At 65.2% G+C, this 20,062-nt stretch carries 13 protein-coding genes; 9 read left to right on the top strand and 4 right to left on the bottom strand.

What is annotated here, in order from left to right:
* Positions 1-369: 369 nt before the first annotated feature.
* The 3 genes from ABFD92_19405 to ABFD92_19395 all read right to left on the bottom strand — a co-directional run bounded on the left by ABFD92_19405 (position 370) and on the right by ABFD92_19395 (position 4,572).
* Positions 370-1,710: an alpha-L-fucosidase gene (locus ABFD92_19405; protein ID MEN6506707.1), complete on the bottom strand. Its 1,341-nt coding sequence runs from the start codon at positions 1,708-1,710 to the stop codon at positions 370-372.
* A 210-nt stretch (positions 1,711-1,920) separates the two neighbouring features.
* The gene (locus tag ABFD92_19400; GenBank protein ID MEN6506706.1) at positions 1,921-3,189 is read right to left on the bottom strand and encodes an alpha-L-fucosidase; all 1,269 of its coding nucleotides are present in this window, start codon (positions 3,187-3,189) and stop codon (positions 1,921-1,923) included.
* A gap of 123 nt (positions 3,190-3,312) precedes the next feature.
* The gene (locus ABFD92_19395) at positions 3,313-4,572 is read right to left on the bottom strand and encodes an alpha-L-fucosidase (protein ID MEN6506705.1); all 1,260 of its coding nucleotides are present in this window, start codon (positions 4,570-4,572) and stop codon (positions 3,313-3,315) included.
* Positions 4,573-4,923: 351 nt separating this feature from the next.
* Here ABFD92_19395 and ABFD92_19390 point away from each other — a divergent pair, with 351 nt between their 5' ends.
* The 9 genes from ABFD92_19390 (at position 4,924) to ABFD92_19350 (ending at position 19,048) form a co-directional block, all read left to right on the top strand.
* Positions 4,924-5,973: a MoxR family ATPase gene (locus ABFD92_19390; GenBank protein MEN6506704.1), complete on the top strand. Its 1,050-nt coding sequence runs from the start codon at positions 4,924-4,926 to the stop codon at positions 5,971-5,973.
* 90 nt (positions 5,974-6,063) lie between these two features.
* Positions 6,064-6,975 carry a DUF58 domain-containing protein gene (locus ABFD92_19385; GenBank protein ID MEN6506703.1) on the top strand — a complete coding sequence of 304 codons (912 nt, stop codon included), beginning with the start codon at positions 6,064-6,066 and terminating at the stop codon, positions 6,973-6,975.
* Positions 6,972-8,231, top strand: a complete 1,260-nt coding sequence (locus ABFD92_19380) for a hypothetical protein (GenBank protein MEN6506702.1) — start codon at positions 6,972-6,974, stop codon at positions 8,229-8,231. Before ABFD92_19385 ends, ABFD92_19380 begins: the two co-directional genes overlap by 4 nt.
* 11 nt (positions 8,232-8,242) lie before the next feature.
* The gene (locus tag ABFD92_19375; GenBank protein ID MEN6506701.1) at positions 8,243-10,462 is read left to right on the top strand and encodes a BatA domain-containing protein; all 2,220 of its coding nucleotides are present in this window, start codon (positions 8,243-8,245) and stop codon (positions 10,460-10,462) included.
* Positions 10,463-10,484: 22 nt separating this feature from the next.
* The gene (locus ABFD92_19370) at positions 10,485-13,265 is read left to right on the top strand and encodes a hypothetical protein (protein ID MEN6506700.1); all 2,781 of its coding nucleotides are present in this window, start codon (positions 10,485-10,487) and stop codon (positions 13,263-13,265) included.
* A gap of 15 nt (positions 13,266-13,280) precedes the next feature.
* On the top strand, positions 13,281-15,017 hold the full coding sequence (locus tag ABFD92_19365) for a DUF4175 family protein (protein ID MEN6506699.1): 1,737 nt from the start codon (positions 13,281-13,283) through the stop codon (positions 15,015-15,017).
* A 45-nt stretch (positions 15,018-15,062) separates the two neighbouring features.
* A complete protein-coding gene (locus ABFD92_19360) occupies positions 15,063-16,784 on the top strand; it encodes a hypothetical protein (protein ID MEN6506698.1) in 1,722 nt (573 codons plus the stop codon).
* Between the two features lie 70 nt (positions 16,785-16,854).
* Positions 16,855-18,036: a hypothetical protein gene (locus ABFD92_19355; GenBank protein MEN6506697.1), complete on the top strand. Its 1,182-nt coding sequence runs from the start codon at positions 16,855-16,857 to the stop codon at positions 18,034-18,036.
* Between the two features lie 10 nt (positions 18,037-18,046).
* Positions 18,047-19,048, top strand: coding sequence for a prenyltransferase/squalene oxidase repeat-containing protein (locus ABFD92_19350; GenBank protein ID MEN6506696.1), 1,002 nt, complete (start codon positions 18,047-18,049; stop codon positions 19,046-19,048).
* 6 nt (positions 19,049-19,054) lie between these two features.
* On the opposite strand, the gene ABFD92_19345 is transcribed toward ABFD92_19350, so the two are convergent.
* A complete protein-coding gene (locus tag ABFD92_19345) occupies positions 19,055-19,855 on the bottom strand; it encodes a PEP-CTERM sorting domain-containing protein (protein MEN6506695.1) in 801 nt (266 codons plus the stop codon).
* Positions 19,856-20,062 lie beyond the last annotated feature (207 nt).

Raw genomic sequence — 20,062 nt, 5'->3', positions numbered from 1 at the left:
CTGCCGTCGAGGATGAAGATCATGCCCCCGCCGCTGACTGCTTCGTAGCGATGTAGTGAAGACTTTCAGGGCGCTGCCCTTGATAATAAAGCACTTACGTCGCCAACTGCGGAAGTTGGGTTAGCGGTCGAGCTTGCTCGACGCGGTTGTTTCCCCGATCTTCGGGCAACACAGGATGGACGCTTTGCGGCGAACGCGCGGAGCAAGCTCCGCCGCTAACAAGAATCACGACAGCGTCTTTACCCCATACAAGGCTACCACGTCGTCGAGCTCGGTGCGCAGGTCCCGTTCTCGTCGTCGGCCTCGTCCTCGTCGTCGGTTTTGGCCCAACAACTTCCAAAGCGGCAGCTAAGGCTGCCGCACTCCATATTAGATCGCCTTGACCCCTCGCAGGACTACCACGTCGTCCAGTTCCGTGCGCAGGTCCATGGGGATCGTCACGCGCAGGCGGCCGTTGTCGTAGTTGGTGTAGGGCATGTCGTTTCCGGTGCGCAGGAGCTTGATCGACTCGGGCTTGGTGATGCCCTCGACGGTCGCGCCGTCGACGCCGGGGTCGATGTAGTGCATGTACCACGTGTCGCCGCGGGTGGTGATGGGGACGGTGGCCTTGTCCGGCCAGCAGCCCGGTTCTGTGCCCAGCACACTCTCGCCGCTGTGGGTGAGCCAGCCGGTCAGTTCGCCGAGCTTCTCGAAGTATTGCGGGGGCATGTTGCCCTCGGCCGTCGGGCCGGCGTTGATCAACAGATTGCCGCCCCAGGCGCGCGTGCGGGCCAGGATCGACAGGATGCGGCTGGTCGAGAAGTACGGATAGCACGTGTGCGCCCATCCGCCGCGGCTCCACAGGTCGCATCGCTCCCACCAGCCGGCAGGGCGGGCGCCCGGGTCGCCGCCCTCGGCCGTCGAGAAATCGCCGAAGCCGTGCGCACGGGGGTTGACCACGATGCCCGGCTGAAGGGCGTGGATCTCTTCCATGGTGATGCACGCCGGCCCGCCATCGAACCAGAGCACGTCGATCTTGCCGTAGTCGCTGAGCAGTTCGACGAGCTGGTCATGCACCTGCTGCACGTAGCGGTCCTCGAAGCCCTCGGGTTTGGCCGGCAGCTTGCACATCTTCCAGTCCTGGCCGGTGGCTTCCATGCCTTCGTAGTAGTCGCAGAGGTTCGTGGCGTGGAACGACATGAACTTGCGGCGGTAGTACCAGTCCGGCGGTGAGTAGTACAGGCCGGCCTTGAGTCCGGTGCGGCGGCACGCCTCGACGTATGGGCCGATCAGGTCGCGCCCGCCCATGTGGGTGGCGGTGGAGAACTCGCCGTGCTTCGTCGGCCACAGCGCGTACCCGTCGTGGTGGCGTGAGGTCAGCACGGCGTAGGTGAAGCCGGCGGCCGCGGCGGGCGCCAGCCACTTTTCGGGTTCGTACCTGGACGGATTAAACCGCTCGGCCAGCTTCCAGTACTCCAGCGGCGTCAGGTGATTCTCGCCGTTGACGTGCCGGTCCCAGGGGGTGTCCTGCATCATCGCCCAGGACAGGTCGCCCTTGCCGTGCACCGTGGAGATGCCCCAGTGCAGGAACAGCCCCAGCCCTGCATTGGCGAACCACTGCGCGTCGGGGTGCGTCGTGCGCTGGTAAGTTGCGGCCGTCGTTCCTTCGGCATTGCCGATGACCGCATGCTGCTGATCCGCCGCTCCGCCTGTTTTCTTCTTCTTAGCCATGCTGCGCTCCGGTTACGTCCACGAATGTCACGAATGACACGAATGGGGAAACAACGGGAATTACCACAGAGGCACAGAGGAAACGGAGAAAACGTTGTTCTTTTGTTTCTTCACAGACGTCTTTCTTCTTTTCTCGGTGCTCTCTGTGCCTCGGTGGTAAGTTTCTTCTTCATTCGTGTCATTCGTGACATTCGTGGACGTAACTCTTTCTTAGTACGCCTTGTAATACACGGTTCCTTCGCCGAGGCGCTGTTTGGGCTCGCCGGCGAACTCGATTTTCAGCATGCCCACATCGCAGTTCTTATCGGGGCAGGTTTTGGGCAGGCCCTGGATCAGCAGGCGGTCCTTGGTCTGGGTGAAGGGCAGGGGCTTGTCGGTGGGCATGAGCTTGACCGATTTAACCTTGGTCAGCAGCCCGCCGATGCTGAACGACTGGCCCGGCCACACTGCCGTGATCCAGTAGTAGCACAGGTTGCCGCGGCGCGACCACCAGCCGATGCCTGCCCAGCCTTCGAGTTCCTTGATCGGGTCGAACTGCCCGTAGACGGCCTCGCCGTACTGGCGCAGCCACTTGCCCACGCGCGTCATCCGATCGATCGCCAGCGCCGGCACGGCGCCGTCGCCCTCGGGACCGATGTTCAGCAGCAGGTTGCCCCCGCCGTTGGCGCACTGGCGGAGCATCTCGAGCACCTTCTTGGGCGAGAGCCATTCCTCCGGCGCCATCGGCACGTAGCCCCACGAGCCGTTGAACGTCATGCACGATTCCCACGCCTTGCCTTCCTCGGGCTTGATGTGCCCCTCGGGCGTGCAGAAGTCCTCCGGCAGGCCGGTGCGATTGTTGATGAGGATATCCGGCTGCAGCTTGCGCGCCATGGCGTTGAGTTCGCTGGCCCGCCAGCGGTCGGCGGTCTTCAGCGGCCACATGACGTCGTACCACAGCACGTCGATCTTGCCGTAATTGGTCATCAGTTCGCGCACACAGTTGTGCGTGAAGTCGACGAGGCGCGCGCGGGCCTTTTCGTTGTTGTACGCCTTGGCGCCGTCGGCGTGGCGCCAGTCCATCAGCGAGTAGTAGAGCCCGACGCGCAGGCCCGCCTTGCGGCAGGCGGCGACGTACTCGGCCACGATGTCGCGCCCGGGGCCGCGCTTGACCGAGTTGAAGTCGGTCTGCTGGGTGTCCCACAGGCAGAAGCCTTCGTGGTGCTTGGTCGTCAGCACGACGTACTTCATGTTGGCGGCCTTGGCGGCCGCGGCCCATTCATCGGCACAGCCGCGTTTGGGGGCAAAGGTATCGGCTAGCTTGTCGTACTCGTCGACGGGGATGCGCTCGCGGTTCATGACCCACTCGCCGCGCCCCATCTGGGCGTAGAGGCCGTAATGGATGAACATCCCGAACCGCGCCTCGCGCCACCACTTCAACCGCCGCTGACGATCGGCGATGACGGCGGGACTCTCTTTAACCTGGGCTTTCTTCGGCATACTCGTATCTCCTCTTCATCCTTGGGAATAATGGAATGATGGAATGATGGAATGATGGAGGAATGGGATCCATCGCCGAACCCAATATTCCATTCTTCCATCCTTCCATTCTTCCGTTGTCTCTCACACGCCGATGTCGACCAGGCCCGCGCCGAGGAACTGGGCCGGCTTGCCGGCGAAGTCGAGTTTGATCAGGGCCGTGTTGCACCAGCGGTCGGGGCACTTGGCGGGCAGGGGGCCAATCACCAGGCGGTCAGCCGTCTGCGTGAAGGCCAGCTTCTTGTTGCTGCCCACCAGCGTGGCGGCCTTGACCTTGGTCTTGAGCCCGCCGATGGCCAGCTCGCGGCCGGGCCAGCGGGTGATCCAGGCGTACATCGTGTTGCCGCGGCGGCTCCAGAACCCGCACGACAGGCCGTCCATCCGCTCGACGCGGTCGAGCTTACCGTAGACGGCCTCGCCGTAGACGCCCAGCCACTTGCCCAGTTTGGTCAGGCGGTCGGCGGCCTCGGGGGGCACGGACCCGTCGGCCATCGGTCCGATGTTGATCAGCAGGTTGCCCGCCCCGGCGACGGCCTGGTTGAGCAGGCGGAGGATGGCCTGGGGCGTGAGCCACTCGTCGGCGGGCAGGGGCACGTAGCCCCACCAGCCGCTGTTGACGATCATGCACGACTCCCACGCGCGGCCGACGGCTTCGGCGGTCACGTGCCCCTCGGGCGTGCCGAAATCTTCCGGGGCGTAGGAGCGGTTGTTAATAATGATGTGCGGCTGGAGGCGGCGGGCGATGGCGTTCATCTTGTCGGCTTCCCAGGCCGCCGCCGATCCGAAGGGCCAGGCCAGGTCATACCAGAGGATGTCGACCTTGCCGTAGTTGCTCATCAGTTCGCGCACGCAGCCCTGGGTGAAGTCCAGGAACCGCCGCCCCGCGGCGGCGTCATGGTAGCAGTTGGCGCCGTCGGGATGATGCCAGTCCATCAGGGAGTAATAGAAGCCGATCTTGAGCCCGTACTCCCGACAGGCGTCGACGTATTCGCGGACGATGTCTCGCCGCGGCCCGCGCTGCATGGAGTTGAAGTCGGTCTGGGCGGAGTCCCAGAGGCAGAAGCCCTCGTGGTGCTTGGTGGTCATGACCATGTACTTCATGCCGGCTTTTTTCGCCAGGGCGGCCCACTCCCGCGGGCAGCGGGGCTTGGGGGCGAAGGTGTCGGCGAGCTTCTGATACTGCTCGGCGGGGATGCGTTCGCGGTTCATGACCCACTCGCCGCGCCCGAGCTGGGAGTACAGGCCGTAGTGGATGAACATGCCCAGACGGGCGTCGTTCCACCATTTCATGCGGCGTTTGCGGTCGGCGACGACGGCTGGGCTTTCTTTAACTTCCTTGGCCATGGGGCTCTCTTCCTTTCAAGGAGAACAAATCAGCCGCTGAGGTCGCTGAGGACGCAGAGGAAAGAAGAAGTTGTTTATTTTCTTATATCCTCAGCGTCCTCAGCGACCTCAGCGGCTCAATTTATCGGCGACAGAAGCGCAATCCGCAATATCCTATCGCGTTTATCTGCGTTTGCTGCTGTCGCAGGGGGTGCGGCCATGTTCGCGAATCGGACATGCTCGACCGGGGGCAAATTTGATTTTTCTTTTTTCCAGAAACTCCGCCTTGGGCGGCAAGTTGAAGATAGGAGGCAATCCGGGCGAGCCAGCGAGGTGCATACCGGCAGTGGACGCCCCCTTAAGGAGCTTTTCATGGCGACCGAGAGCAGCAAGCAACCGGCAATGAGTCAGGATGACGTGAAGGCGGTGGAGCGGCTGGGCGTAGCCCACGCCCGCATCCTCGAAGAACTGCGCAAGATCATCGTCGGTATGGACCAGGTGATCGACGAGATGATGATCTCGATCTTCGCCCGCGGGCACTGCCTGCTGGTGGGCGTTCCGGGCCTGGCCAAGACGCTGCTGGTCAGCTCGCTGGCGCAGTGCCTGTCGCTGTCGTTCAAGCGCATCCAGTTCACGCCGGACTTGATGCCCTCCGACATCACCGGTACGGAAATTCTCCAGGATGACCCCGAGACCGGCAAGCGGCGGTTCATGTTCGCCAAGGGCCCGGTCTTCGCCAACATCATCCTGGCCGACGAGATCAACCGCACGCCCCCCAAGACGCAGGCGGCGCTGCTGGAGTCGATGCAGGAGAAGAAGGTCTCCGTCGGCGGCGAAGACTTCCGCCTCGACGAGCCGTTCTTCGTGCTGGCCACGCAGAACCCCATCGAGCAGGAAGGCACCTACCCGCTGCCCGAGGCCCAGCTCGACCGCTTCTTCTTCAACATCTTCGTCGACTACCCCAGCTACGCCGAAGAAATCGAGATCATGAAGCGCATCTCCGGCAGCCACAAGACGACGCTGGACACCATCGTCAGCCAGGAAGAAATCCTGTCATTGCAGGACCTGGTGCAGCGGGCGCCGGTGGCCGACCACATCTTCCACTACGCCGCCCGCCTGGTCCGGGGCACGCGCCCCAAGGGCGCCGAGGCGATGGATTTCGCCAAGCAGTGGCTCACCTACGGCGCCGGACCGCGCGCGAGCATCTTCCTGGTCCTGGCGGGCAAAGCCCGCGCCATGCTCCGCGGACGATACCACGTGTCCATCGAAGACATCCAGGCCGTCGCCCTGCCGGTGCTGCGACACCGCATCATCCTGAACTTCGCGGCCCAGTCGGAAGGCTTCAATGCCGACGACATCGTCCGCAAGCTGCTGGAAGCGGTGCCGGCCGACGAACGCCTGTACGAAAAGGCCGCTGTGTAACAACAGATCCTAGGTCCTAGGTCCTCGATCCTAGGTGACGAATCGACGACCCGAGGACCTAGGATCGAGGATCGAGGATCTGTTTTTATAATGGATTCCCACGAACGTCAGAAACTGCGGTACCTGGATCCGGAGATCATCCAGAAGATCGGCTCGCTGGACCTGGTGGCCCGCGAGGTGGTCGAAGGGCTGCGCGTCGGCGTACACAAGAGCCCCCTGCGGGGCTTCTCCACCGAGTTCGTACACCATCGCCAGTACGTTCCCGGCGACAACCTCCGCCACCTCGACTGGCGCGTCTACGGGCGGACCGGTCGCTACTACGTCAAGCTCTTTGAAGCCGAGACCAACTTCGACGCCGTGCTGCTGCTCGACGCCAGCACGTCCATGGAATACTCCTCGGGCAAGACCTCCAAGCTCGAATACGCCAAGTTCATGGCTGCCAGCCTGGCGTACCTGATCGTGCAGCAGCGAGACTCGGCGGGCCTGGCCGTCTTCGACGACGCCATCCGCCAGTACATTCACCCCAAGGGCGCCTCCAGCACCATCCGCGATATCGCCCATGAGCTGGAAAAGGCCGCCCCCCAACCCAAGACCAACATCGCCGCGCAGCTTCACGAACTGGCCATGCGCATGCGGCGCCGCGGGCTGGTGATGCTCTTTAGCGATCTGTTCGATAACGTGGAAGACTTCGTCAAGGGCCTGGACCACCTGCGGTTCTGCGGCCACAACGTCACGGTCTTCCACATGCTCGACCCGGCGGAGTTGAACTTTCCCTTCGACGGCACGTGGCGGTTCATGGGCCTGGAGGCGCCGGACGAGATCCTCACCGAACCGCGACGCATTCGGGCGGCGTATCTGGAGGAACTGGACAAGTTCCTCACGCAGGTCCGCCGCGCGTGCGAGCGCAGCAAGATCGACTACGTGCTGGTTGATACCTCGCGCCCGATCGACGAGGTGCTGTCGGCCTACCTGATCGGCCAGATCCGGAGCACCCAGAAATGACCATCAAATCGGCAATGTGTGGCACGGGCGTCTGGCCCGTGCGGGTCGGGGAGCATGGGCGAGACGCCCATGCCACAGAGAAAGAGCATGGGCGAGACGCCCATGCCACAGAGAAAGAGCATGGGCGAGACGCCCATGCCACACAGATATGTGCGGTCGTGCTGGCGGCGGTGGCGATGTTGTCGGTCGCGGCCGACGCGGGCACCGTCCTGACCGGCGCCGGATGGCAACGCGGCGACCTGGCGCTGCAGAACGCCGCCATCCAGGTCGGCGGCGCCAACGTCAAGTGGGACGCGGTGCTGCTGATGGTGAACTCGAAGGTTCCCCCCTCCGCGGCGGGCGAGGCCGTTCACCTCAACAACGGCGAAACCTGGGCCGGAAAGATCATCGAAGCCGCCGACGGCAAGATCACCATCGAGTCGCCGCTGCTGGGCAAACGCACCCTCGATCTGGCGACGCTCAAGGCTGTCGATTTCGTCGCCGGCCTGCCCCTGCCCAAGCCTGCCAAGGAAGGCACGCTCTACCGCGTGCGGGGCGCGCCGGTTCCCGGAACGCTCATCAGCATCAAGGACGACAAAGCCACCGTCGACACCGCCCTGGGCGCCGTGCCGATGGACAAGAAAGATATCAGCCGCTACATGCCGGCAGCCCCCAAGGAAGCCCCCGCTCCCGCGGCGGGCGACGAACTGACCCTCGCCGACGGAAGCATCCTCTACGGCCCGGTGCAGGCCACTGCCGCGGGCTTGACGCTGGCGCATCCGGTGCTGGGCAACCTGACCATCGCCCCCCAGGCGTGGCTGGGCTTTCGCAAGCGAGGCTCGTCGGTGACGTGGCTGGCCGACCTGGAGCCCGCCTCGCTGCAGACGTACCCGCTGATTCGCCGCCCGGCAGACCCGCCCAGGACCGAGCACCTCCGAGCCGGCGACGACGCCTCCGCCGCCCGCAGCGTTACGCGGCTGCACATCTGGCCGCGAACGGTCATGGCCTGGAAGCTGCCCGCGACGTCCGGGGGCAAACTGCAGTTCCGCGCCGCGGTGGCGATGACCGAAGGGTCCCGCGGTCCGGCGCGCGTGCGCCTCAGCCAGGGCGACAAGATGCTCTTCGACCAGGCCGTCGCCCCCGGGGCGGCAGAGCCTGTGATCGTGGCGTTTGAGGCCCAGGCGGGCGTCGAACTGAAACTCGAAGTGGATTTCGACGTGGCGGTTCGCCTTCCGTGTGAAGTCACGGTCGACGACCCGCACGTGGTCGGGAGTTAACAGCCGCCCCTATGTCATTCCTTAACTCATTCTGGTTGTGGGGCCCGCTGGCTGCGGCCGGCGTCGCCGTGCCGATCATCATCCACCTCATCAGCCGCTACCGCTCCCGCAAGGTGATGTGGGCGGCGATGGAACTGCTGCGCCGGGCCCTGGTCGTGCGCTCCAAGCGCATGCGCCTGGAAGACCTGATCCTGCTGCTGCTGCGGTGCCTGGCGCTGGCGCTGATCGCGTTGGCGATGGGGCGGCTGGTGCTTTCGCCGTCCTCCTCGTCGGCCCTGGGCGGCGGCGAGGGCAAGGCCGGCGTGATCATCGCCATCGACGGGTCCTTCAGCATGCTTCACCAAGGCGGCGAGCAGACGCGGTTCGACCTGGCGCGCAAGCGCGTCCGCGATATCACCGCCACCCTCTCCCCCGGCGACCCGCTCACGATCGTCCTGATGGGCGAACGCCCCCAGATCAAGCTGCGAAACGTCGCCTACGATCCTGAACGCGCCGAGGCGGTCCTCAAGGCCCTGACCCCCACCAACGAATCGCTCAACATCGAGCAGTGCCTCGAACAGATCGTCACCCTCGCCAAGGAAATGAAGGCCCCCTCCAAACAGTGCTACCTCATCACCGACGCCCAGACCGTCTCCTGGGGCAAGCTCTCCGACGGGGCCAAAAACAGCATCAAATCGCTGGACAACTTCGCCCGCATTTTCCTGGCGGCCGTCGGTCCGGAAAAGGCCGACAACCTCGGTCTGACCCGCCTGGAAGTGGCTTCGGGCATCCTGCGAAAAGGCTCCACCGCACGCTACGTCGCCGACGTGCTCAATGCCGGTAAAGAGGCCCAGAACAACGTCACCGTGCGGCTGCTGGTCGACGGCGTGCCCGTCGATCAGAAGGTCATCGAGCGGATCGAACCGGGCAAAGCCGCCACCGTGCCGCTGTTTGCCAACTTCGGCCAGGCCGGAACGTTCGCCGTCAGCGCCAAGATCGACGTCGACGCCCTGGCGGTGGACAACATCCGCTACGCCATCGCCGACATCCGCGAGAGCGTCAACGTGCTGTGCGTCGACGGCGACCCGTCCGAGGAACGTTTCAAGGGCGACGCCAGCTACCTCGCCGGCGCCCTGGCGCCGATGGGGCCCGGCGGCGGCGTGAATGTCAGCGTGGTGTCCCCCGGGAACCTCGACGTGACGACCCTCTCGACCTATGACGCGGTGATCATGGCCAACGTGCCCGAACTGTCCCGCACCCAGACGCTGGCGCTGGGCTCGTACGTCCGCGGCGGCGGCGGTCTGATGGTATTCCTGGGAAGCAAGACCAACGCCGCCCTGTTCAACGTGCAGTTCCGCGATGGCGAAGACCGCCCGCTGCTGCCGGTGGAACTGGGCTCCGCTGTCGGCGCCGCCACCGAGCGGGCGGCGGCCGCGGCGGGGCAAAAGGGCTGGGAAATCGCCCCTGAGATGCCTGACACGCCGCTGACGCGCATCTTTACGTCGATCCCGCGCCAGCAGTGGGGCGACGACATCCGCTTCTGGCGCTATGTCAAGGCCACCGCCCGCAAAGAGGCTCGCACCCTGGTGCGACTGACGCCGGGCAACGACGTGCTGGTCGCCGATCAGCCCTTCGGTCGCGGACGCGTGGTGGCGTTCACCTCCTCGGCCGACTGCGACTGGACGACCCTGCCCAAGCAGCCCGTCTATCTCATGATGGTTCAGCAGGGCGTGACGTGGCTGTCGCGAAAGGCGTTCGAGACGGCCGGTCGCGTCAGTCAGCCGCTGGCGTTCGAGCTGCCGGTCACGCCGGCCTCGCCCAGCCTGGCGGTGCGCGACCCGGCCGGGCTGGAGACGCAGGTTCGCCTGACGGACCGGGACGGGCAAAAGGCCGTGATCCTGGAATATGCGGCGGTTCCGGGCGTGTACACGGTGCAGTATTCCGACAAGGCCCCGCCGCTCAAGCGGGTGGTGAACGTGGATGGGGGCGAATCCGCCATCGCCGTCCTGCGCGGCGGTGCGCTGGGCGAGGCGATGGACGAGGTCCCCGTCAGCGTGGTGGACCCCGGCGACGACCTGCAGACCATCGCCCGCCAGGCCCGCATGGGGCGGGAACTGTGGCGAACCCTGCTGCTGCTGGCGCTGATCGCCCTGCTGGTCGAGGCCGGGTTGGCCCGGTTCTTCGTGTGGCGCATGGCGCGCAACGTGTCCGCGACCGGCAGGGGCTACCTGGCAACCAAAGCGACGCTTTGATCGCGAGTGATGTGATTTGAACATGATGACAGCCAATACGGTCCTTCAATGGTTAGGCGTGGAAGGCTACGAGTACAAGGGCGTGGCCTTCAGCAGCCCGCTTCCGGCGGTGGCGCTGGCGATCTGCATCATCCTGGCGGCCGCGCTGGCGATCTACCTTTACTCGCGCGAGAGCAGCCTCTCGCCGGCCAAGCGAATCGGCCTGGGTCTCTGCCGCGCCGTGATCTACGCGGTGCTGTTGGTGATGCTGTTCGGTCCGATCATGGAACTGGAGCGTAAGAACACCCTCTCGCGCAACCTGCTGGTGCTGGTGGACCGCTCGGCCAGCATGAACATCGTCGACAAGCGAGTCGCCGGCGAGGAAGTCGCTGACGGCGCGATGGCGATGGGCAAGACGCCGTATGTCCTGCCCGGGGTGCAGGAATCGCTGGCGACGGCGCTGCGGTTGGCGCGGCGCACCAGCGACCGCCTCGGTCAGTCGCGCCCCGCCGAAGCGCTGGCGCCCTCGCGGGAAACCGTCGCCGCCCTCGAAGAAAGCGCCAAGCTCTGCCGCCAGACCGGCATGACCGGCCCCGACCAGGCCGCCGCCGGACAATTCCAGGGACGCCTCCAGAGCCTCGCCCAGCGGCAGAAGGGGCTCGACGCCACCCTGCAAAAGCTCGAAAAGGAAGGCGGCCTGACCACCGTCCGATGCCCCGAGCTGCGCGGCGTCCAGGAACCGATCATCAAGGACATTGAGGCCGCCGCCACCGCGTTTGCCAAGATCATTCCCGCCCCGTCCGCCGCGGCCACGCCCGAGAGCGTCTCGCAGCCGCGCATCGCCCTGGCCAAGTCGATGCTGACCAGCATCCTGCCGAGCCTGGCTTCCCAGTGCAACGTCAAGCTGTACGCCTTCGGCGAAAAGAACGAAAGCATCAGTTCCGTCGAGAGCAAGGACGGGTCGGCCGCGGTGGAGAAAGCCAAGGGTCTGCTCGGCGCCGTCCAGGCTGCCGATAAGAAGAGCCGCGGCGCCGTCGCCATTCGCGACATGATCAACGAGTACAGCGGCCAGCCGATGGCCGGCGTGGTGGTGCTGACCGACGGGGCGTTCAACGAGGAAAGCGATGATCCGCAGGAGGTCGCCGCCTGGCTCAAAGACCAGGATGTGCCGCTCTTCGTGACGGGCATCGGTCTGCAGGCCCCGCAGGACGTCGGCGTGCGGTCGCTGATCGTGGCCGATGCGGTCTTCCCCAAGGACATCGTCACCGCCCGCGTGCAGGTCTTTTCGCACGGTTATCGCGACACGAGCGTCGACGTGCTGCTCAAGCTCGACGGGCAGGAATTGGCCCGCGCGGCGGTGACGCTGACCGATCAACCGCGATTTGTCGACGTGCCCTTCACCGTCCCCGAGGGGCGCGGCGCCACGGCCAAGCTGTCGGTCAGCATCGACCCGCGCAAAGAAGAAGCCTCCGTCGCCAACAACATCATCGAGCGACCGATCAAGATCATCAATCAGAAGATCAAGGTGCTCTACGTCGAGGGCAAGCCCCGCTGGGAGTACCGCTACCTCCGCGTGGTGCTCCTGCGAGACCCGCGACTGGATGTCAAGTTCCTCATGACCCAGGGCGACCCGGACCTGGCCGCCGCCTCGCCGCAATACATCAGCCGCTTCCCCGACACCGACGAGGAGGCCTTCGCCTACGACCTGATCATCCTGGGCGAAGTGCAGGAATGGTTCTTCAACCGCCCGCAGCAGGAACGCATCGTCGACCTGGTCCGAAAACGCGGCGGGTCGCTGCTGGTGCTGGCCGGCGAACGCTACATGCCCTCGAGCTATTACGGCAAGCCTCTGGCCGAGGCGCTGCCCGTCAAGATCACGCGAGATTTCATCTCGAACATTCCCAAAGACCTCTCCGCCATCGTCACCCCCGCCGGCAAGCGGTCGTTCACGATGGTCGAGGCCGACGACAAGGGCAACGACCTGGTCTGGTCGCTGCTCAAGTCGCTCCACCGCCTGCCGCGCCTGGAGGGCGCCAAGCCCGCCGCCAACGTGCTGGTGGAGCTGCCCGCCACCGAGCACGGGGCCGGAGCCTACCCGTTGATCGCCTGGCAGTATTTCGGGACCGGCAAGTCGATGTTCGTCGGCACCGACCAGTTGTGGCGCATGCGCTACAAGCTGGGCGACCGCTACCATGCCAAGTTCTGGGGGCAGGCGATCCAGTTCCTGGCCCTGTCGCGCCTGCTGGGCGAGAACAAGCGCATTCACATTACCGTCGAGCGCCCCGAGTTCCGCGCGGGCGAGACCGTCTCGATCATCACCAACGTGCTCGACGACTCCTTCGCCCCCTCGATGGCCAAGCGGTACGTCATCTATCGCGACACCGTCGCGGTCGATGAGAAAGCCCCCAACGCCCAGAAGGCGGTTCTGGAAACCAAGGAAATCGAACTGACCCCCGTGGCCAACAGCCCGGGCCTCTTCCAGGGTTCCATGCGGCTGGAGAAGCAGGGGACCTACCAGCTCCGCGCCGGCGGGCAGGACAGCCGCTTCGCCAACAGCGTCGATATCGTCGCCACGGCGACCGACTACGAGCAGCTTGAACCGGCCATGCAGGAAACCCTGCTGCGAAAGATGGCCGACCTCTCCGGCGGGCGCTACCTGACGGTTCGCGAGTGGCCGGCGCTGGCGGGCCTGCTCGAAAGCAAGGGACGGACCATCATCGAGCGAAAACCCAAGGACCTTTGGGACTTCTGGCCTGTGTACGTGATGCTTGTTCTGCTGGCCGGGTCGGAATGGTACCTGCGCCGGCGGTATCACCTGGTGTAGCGGTGCGTGAGAACTATGAGCGAACTGACCACTCAACCTGACGCCCCGACCGGAGAAATCCATCGCGGCGTGCGACGACGCCTCACCGGCGCCTGGCGACGCCAGCGGCGATTCCTCGCCACGCGCGGCGTGTGTTATCTCCTGATGGCCGCGGCGGCCCTGATCCTGCTCGACGTGGCGCTGGACTGGAGCCTCGACCTGGGCGCCGGATGGCGCTACGCCCTGGTGGCGGGCAACATCGCCCTCGTCGGCTGGATCCTGTATCAGACCTGGTGGCGCGGCGTGCGCCGCTTCGACCCGGTGCGCGTGGCGCTGCAGGTGGAGAGGCTTTATCCGCAGCTCAAGAGCCTGCTGGTGTCGTACGTGCAACTGCACACGGCCCCGGCGGCGTCGGCGGGCATGAGCCCCAGCCTGGTCGCGGCCATGTGCCGCCAGGCCGTCGAGCAGGCCCAGCCGCTGGACTTCGGAAAGATCGTGCGCTTCCGCAGCCTGCGCAAGATCGCGACGTACTCGATCGCCGCCGCGGCGGTGGTGCTGGCGGCGGGATACATCCGCAGCGATGTGGCGAACATCTTCTTCCAGCGCCTCCTGGGCGCCCAGACGGGCTATCCCACGCGCACGACGATCCAGTTGCTCAAGGGCGACCTGGTCGTCCAGCAGGGACGCACCGCGACGCTGGGCGCCGAGGCCGGGGGCGAATTGCCCGACGACGCCACGCTGATCATCCGCCCCGTCGACGGCGACAAGGAGACCATCTCCGTTGCCGGCGGCGCCACGCGCGACGGCAAGCGCGAGTTCTCGTACCGCACGCGCGAGTTGTACGGCAGCTTCTACTACCGCTACCGCGCCGGCGACGCGCTGTCGCGGGAGTACTTCGTCAAGGTCGTTCCGCCGCCGCACCTGGACATGAAGGTCTGGGTCACGCTGCCGGCGTACACCAAGCAACCGCCCCAGGCGAGCGAGCTGCTGAGCCTGCAGGTGCTGTCCGGTTCGCGGATCACCTGGCAGATCGTCAGCGACCGGCCCCTGGCATCGATCGACATGGTGCCCGACGCCGGAGCCCCGGCCGCGATGGCGCTGTCGGACAAGAACCTGATCGCCAAGGCCGAGTTGACGCCGGAGAAGAACTTCTCGTACGGATTCAGCCTGGTCGACAAGGACTATGGATTCGCCTACAAGCCCGAGGTGCGCTACACCATCCAGATCGTGCCCGACAACGCGCCGTCGGTGGTTCTGACGCAGCCGGCTGAAGACGAAAAGGCCACCGCCCGCAAGGACGTGAGCATGACCTTCAACTGCCGCGACGACTTCGGTCTGATCGAGGCGAGGCTGGTCTACGCCGTCGAGGGCAAAGACGGCAAGGCGACGGTTCCGGAAAAGGCCCAGCGCATCGTCGTCTTCAAGGACAATGAAAAGGAAGGCGGCGGCGCGTTGACCTGGAAGATCGACGAGGCCCTGCCGACGCTCAAGGCCGGCGATGTCGTACGATACTGCATCGAGGTGCAGGACAACCGCCAGGGCGCCGCCGGGCCCGGCCTCGGGCGATCCGACGTGCGGCGCCTGACGATTCTGTCGGCCGAAGATTATCTGCGATGGGTCCTCGACGAGAGGCAGCGGTTGGTGCGGGCCATCCAGGGCGTCCATAAGGAAGAAAAGATTGCCGTTGAGGCCGTCAAGGGGCTCGGCGGCGCGACAAGCCAACCGGCGCCCCAGAAGGTTCCGGGAACCGGCGGCGAGCCCAAGCGTCCATAGCAGCATGACTATGGGCTCTGACACGAAAGTAAAGGAGAGGGGACTATGCCAAGGATCATAATCTTTGCGATGGTGCTGAGCGTTCTGGCCGCCACGGCCGGCGCCCAGGCCCCCACGCCCTCCAGCGGATCGGGCGAGCTGATGCAGGCCCTCGAGGCCATCCTCCAGGAAGCCCAGCGCCAGGAACGCGTCAGCGGCGACATGGTCCGACTGCTCGGCGATTTCCGCTCGCTGGTCAACGACCTGCAGGCTAACAAACTCATGTCCGAAGCCAACGGCAAGACGCTTATCGCCATGGCCGACGTGATCGGCAATACCGACCGCCGGCACGTGCGAGTGGCCGCCGAACACCTCCGCAAAGCCGGAACCGACGCCGCCGCCCGCAATACCAGCGTCGAGGCCGCCGACGCGCAGATCCAACTCGCCCTGACGCGCCTGACGGACCTGCTTCGCCAGGCCGATGCCCTGGCGGCCGCCGAAATGGTCGGCTTTGAGCTGGGACAATTGATCAAGGCCCAGGAGCGCGTCACGGCCGTCAGCATCAAGGTCGGGCGGGAGATGCTCATCGATCCGTCCAAGATTTCGCAGGACCCGGCCAAGCTCTCCCAGGAGCAGGAGAAACTCGCCGAACGCGCCGGAACGCTCCAGAAGCTCCTCCAGCAGGCACGCGACGGCGAGAAAGACCCCAACGTCAAGAACAAGCTGAGCAAGGCCGTCGCCGCCATGGAGCAGGAGAAAGTCGACGCCAAGCTCCAGGCCGCCGCCCGCAACATCGACCGCCGCGACATGATCCCCGCGGTCACCGACCAGAAGCAGGTCCTCGATACGCTCAAGGCCATCGAGAAGATGCTCAACGAGTCGCCCCAGTCGCCCATGCAGCAGGCGATGGAGCAGATGGCCTCGCTGATGGAATCGGAGAAGAAACTCCGCGAGAAGACCGAGGGCATGAACCCCGAGCAGTTCAAGAAAGACGCCGAAGCCCTCAAGAAGGAACAGGAAGCCATCCGCAAGCAGCTTGAGGAGGCCGCCAAGGACAAGGCCAAGGCTCAGAAGCCCAACCCGCCCCAGGACGGACCGCCCCAGGAAAAGGGCGAGCCCAGCACCGCCAAAAAAGCCAAGGGCGATGAGGACGAAGACGAAAAGGAATCCGCCGCCAAGCAAGGCGCCAAGAAGGGCGGCGCCGGCAAGAAGGGTGGCGGCTCTAATACCGGCGCCGGAAAGGGCGGACCGCCCGCTCCGCCGCGCGACCGGCCTCCGATGGCCGGCGGCGCACCGGGCAGCAAGCCCGGCGGCCCGGGAGCGCCTATGGAACAGGCTGAAAAATCCCTCGCCGAGCAGCAGCAGACCGCCGCCGCACACGCCATGCGCGACGCCGAAGCCGCCATGGCCGCCGAACTGGCCGCCATGCAGGCCGAAATGGACGCCATGGCCCAGGGCGAAGGCCAGGGTGAGGGGCAAGGTGAAGGCCAGGGTGAAGGCCAAGGCGAAGGCAAAGGCGAGGGCAAAGGCCAAGGCAAAGGCCAGGGCAAGGGCATGGGGCAGGGCATGGGAATGCAGCCGGGCTCCAAGGCCGGCCCCATGGGCGGGGGAATGCTCGGCGTGGCCAGCTCGACCGTTTACGGCGACCGACCCGAAGACAAGAACTCCGACGCCGAGTCGCTGGAGCGGACCGAACGCAAGGCCCTGAAAGAATCATTCGCCCGCGAACTGCCCCGCGAGTATCGCGACCTGCTCAAGGCGTACTACGAACTGCTGTCCAGGCAGTGACCGCTGGGCAAGCCGGGTGGCATGGCGACACGCGAACCGGGTCGCCATGTGAAAAGCGGCAAGACGAATCATGAAACGCGTGCGACGGACAATCTGCTGTGCCGTGGTGCTTGCTCTGGCAACCGGCTGCCTCTTTGGCCAGACGGCCTCGTCTGCCTTGCCGGCCGAGTCCCCGTCGCTGGCCGGCGTGCTTGACGCCATTCTCCAGGAAGCCCAGCGCCAGGAAAAGGTCAGCGGCGACATGGTCCGCCTGCTCGGGCAGTTTCGCGCCCTGGTCAACGACCTGCAGTCGAACAAGCTGCTCTCCGAGGCCAACGGCGAAAGTCTCAACCACATGGCCGCCGTCATCGCCACCACCGACCGCGCGCACGTGCGGGCGGCCGCGGCGGCCTTGCGGACCGCCGGCACGGACGCCTCCTCCCATGCCGCCCATGTCCGCGGCGCCGCCGAGCAGATCCAGCAGGCGCTGGAACTGCTGACCGAACTGCTGCGCCAGTCCGACGCCCTGGCCGCCGGCGAAGCCATCGACATCAATATTGCCCAGATCATGATCGAGCAGAAGGGCCTGCTCGACGAAACCGTGCAGATCGCCAAGACCTCGCTGAGCGACCCGTCCAAGGCCGATGTGCATGCCCCCGCCCTGGCCGCCCGACAGGAAAAAATCGCCGACCGCGTCACGAGCCTGCAGGGGCTGCTGGGCACGATCCTCGAGGCACAGACCAACCCCAAGATGCGAGAGCGTCTTGAGCGGGCGGTCAATCTGATGGACGAGCGAAAGATCGACGTGCCCCTCCAGACCGCCTCGCGCGACATCACCCAGCGAGACATGCTCGCGGCGGTGGGCCTCCAGAAGCAGGGGCTCAAGGATCTCAAAGAACTCGCCGACATCCTGTCGGCCGACTCCAAGGATAGCCCCGACGCCAAAGACTCCAAGGATGGAAAAGACGGCAAGGACGGCAAAGGCAAGGATGGCAAAGGCAAAGACGGCAAGGGCAAGGACGGCAAAGGCGGCAAGGCCAGCGCCATCGCCATGGGCATCAAGCCCGCTCCCGCCGGACGCATGGGCGGCAAGATGCTCGGCGAAGCGCCCGACGACGGCACGGACCCCGCGGCCGTGACCGACAAGAACTCCCGCTGGGCGCCGCTGGATCGGACCGATCGCAAGGCGCTGGATCAGTCGTTTGCGCGTGAGTTGCCCCGCGAGTATCGCGACCTGCTGATGGCGTATTACGAGCTGCTGGCAAGGCAGTGAGGATTCCCCGATGAAATACCGTATCGCGTATCGAATCATCGCCGTTGTTCTGGCCGCCTGGATGGCCATGGGCCCGGCGGCGTTGGCGCAGGCCCCCGCTGGGGGAGTGGGCGTGGCGGAGATGACCCCCGCCGCCGAGGCGGCTATCGCCAAGGCGTTGAAGTTTCTCCAGAAGAGCCAGCAGAGCGACGGAAGCTGGGGCTCGTACAAGGTCGCCACCACCGCCCTGACGCTGATGGCGTACATGGTCCAGGGCCACTTCCCCGACCGCGAGGAATACGGCGAGACGATGAACAAGGGCGTGGACTTCCTGCTGCGCCAGTCGGCGACCCGGCGCGGGTACATGGGCACCAGCATGTATGAGCACGGCTTGGCGACGCTGGCGCTGTCGGAAGTGTGGGGCATGAGCAACCGCGACGAACTGCGCGACGCTCTCAAGCGAGCCGTCGACGTCATCCTCCGCGCCCAGAACCCCGCCGGCGGATGGCGATACTCCCCCCAGCCCACCGACGCCGACATCTCCGTCACCGTCATGCAGATCGTCGCTCTGGCATCGGCCAAGGAAGCCGGAATCTTCGTCCCCGATGCGACGATCAGCAAGGCCGTGAGCTACGTGCTGAGCTGCCAGGAAAAGGCCAGCGGCGGCTTTGGATACAGCGGTCCCAGCGGACCGGGCTTCGCGCGAACCGCCGCCGGCGTCGTCTCGCTGATGATGTGCGGCCAGCGCGGCACCGAGCCGGTGCTGGCCGGTCTGAGCTGGCTGCTCAAGATGCCCGACGGGCAGTTCGAAAGCGGCGAAGGGCATTACTTCTACGCCCACTACTATGGCGCCCAGGCGATGTACCAGGCCGGCGACAAGTACTATCAGCAGTGGTACCCCCGAATCCGAGAGTCGCTGCTGAAAAAGCAGAGCCCCGACGGAAGCTGGGCCGACGGGCAGAACATCGGCACGCAGATGGCCGTCCTCATCCTGGGCATCCCCAACCGCTTCCTGCCGATCTATCAAAGGTAGAAGCGGTCAGCGACGCTTGCGCAGCAGGGTCGCCACGGCGCCGGCTGTCAGCAGAATCATCGTACAGGGCTCGGGGATGACCTGCTTATCTTTGCTGATGATCAACTTGCCGCCGACGGCAATCAGAGCGTCCCATTGAAATGCCCACGCCAGGTCATCCGGCCCGACCGGGCCTGGAGCGTCCGATAGCGTCGTCGGATCGGCGTCGTCCAAGGCCGCGAGCATCAGCGACGCCGTGGCGGCCTGGAAGTGACTCGGCGCCGGCGTGACGACGGTCTCGCCGACGCGGCTGAACCGGGATGTCTGTGTCGCTGTGTTGCCGCCGGTGATCACGAGCGAATCATCAGTCGTCGAGTCGTTCAGATTCAAGTCGACATACTGAAAGAAGTGCAGGTCCAGAGGCGAAGCACTGATATTAGTGATGGCGATGCTCTCGATGATATCGCTGGTGCCGCTGCCGTCGGCGCCGCCGCGGAGGATGAGCGTCAGTTCGACCTTCGCACGCGATGAGGTATAACGCAGATAGAGAGTCTCTGCCGAACCGTCGAAATTGGTGTCCGACAGCCCGCCCACATACGGCAGTGTACCAATGTTAGATTCCGCCCCGGTGCTTCCAATCCGCATCCAGAACCACTGCTTGCCCAACTGGTCGACGCCGTCGACCGTCCAGTCATACATTCCCGCGCCGGCGGGATCGACGACGGCCGTGGCGTTGCCGTCGGCAAGAGTGAAGACTGCCCCGTCGGCGCAGAGCGCAGTGCCGCCAAGGCACACAATCGCTGCGACAAGGGATGCCCATCGTCTCACGCCAACCTCCGTCTGTCATCCGGACAGAATGAATTGCCTGCACACAAAGCCCGATATCACCGGGCTGCAGACGTGTCCTCGTTGCGTTGCGACCCAAACCCTCGCGGTGGGTCAGTAGACAGGTAAAATAATAGCAGGAAATACCGAATCTGTCAAGGAGAAAACTTAGGGCGGGTGGCATGGCGACACGCGTTGTTCAGCGGGTCG

Source organism: Planctomycetaceae bacterium, assembly GCA_039680605.1.
Lineage (GTDB): Bacteria > Planctomycetota > Phycisphaerae > SM23-33 > SM23-33 > JAJFUU01.
This window is presented reverse-complemented; position numbering and strand designations above follow the sequence as displayed.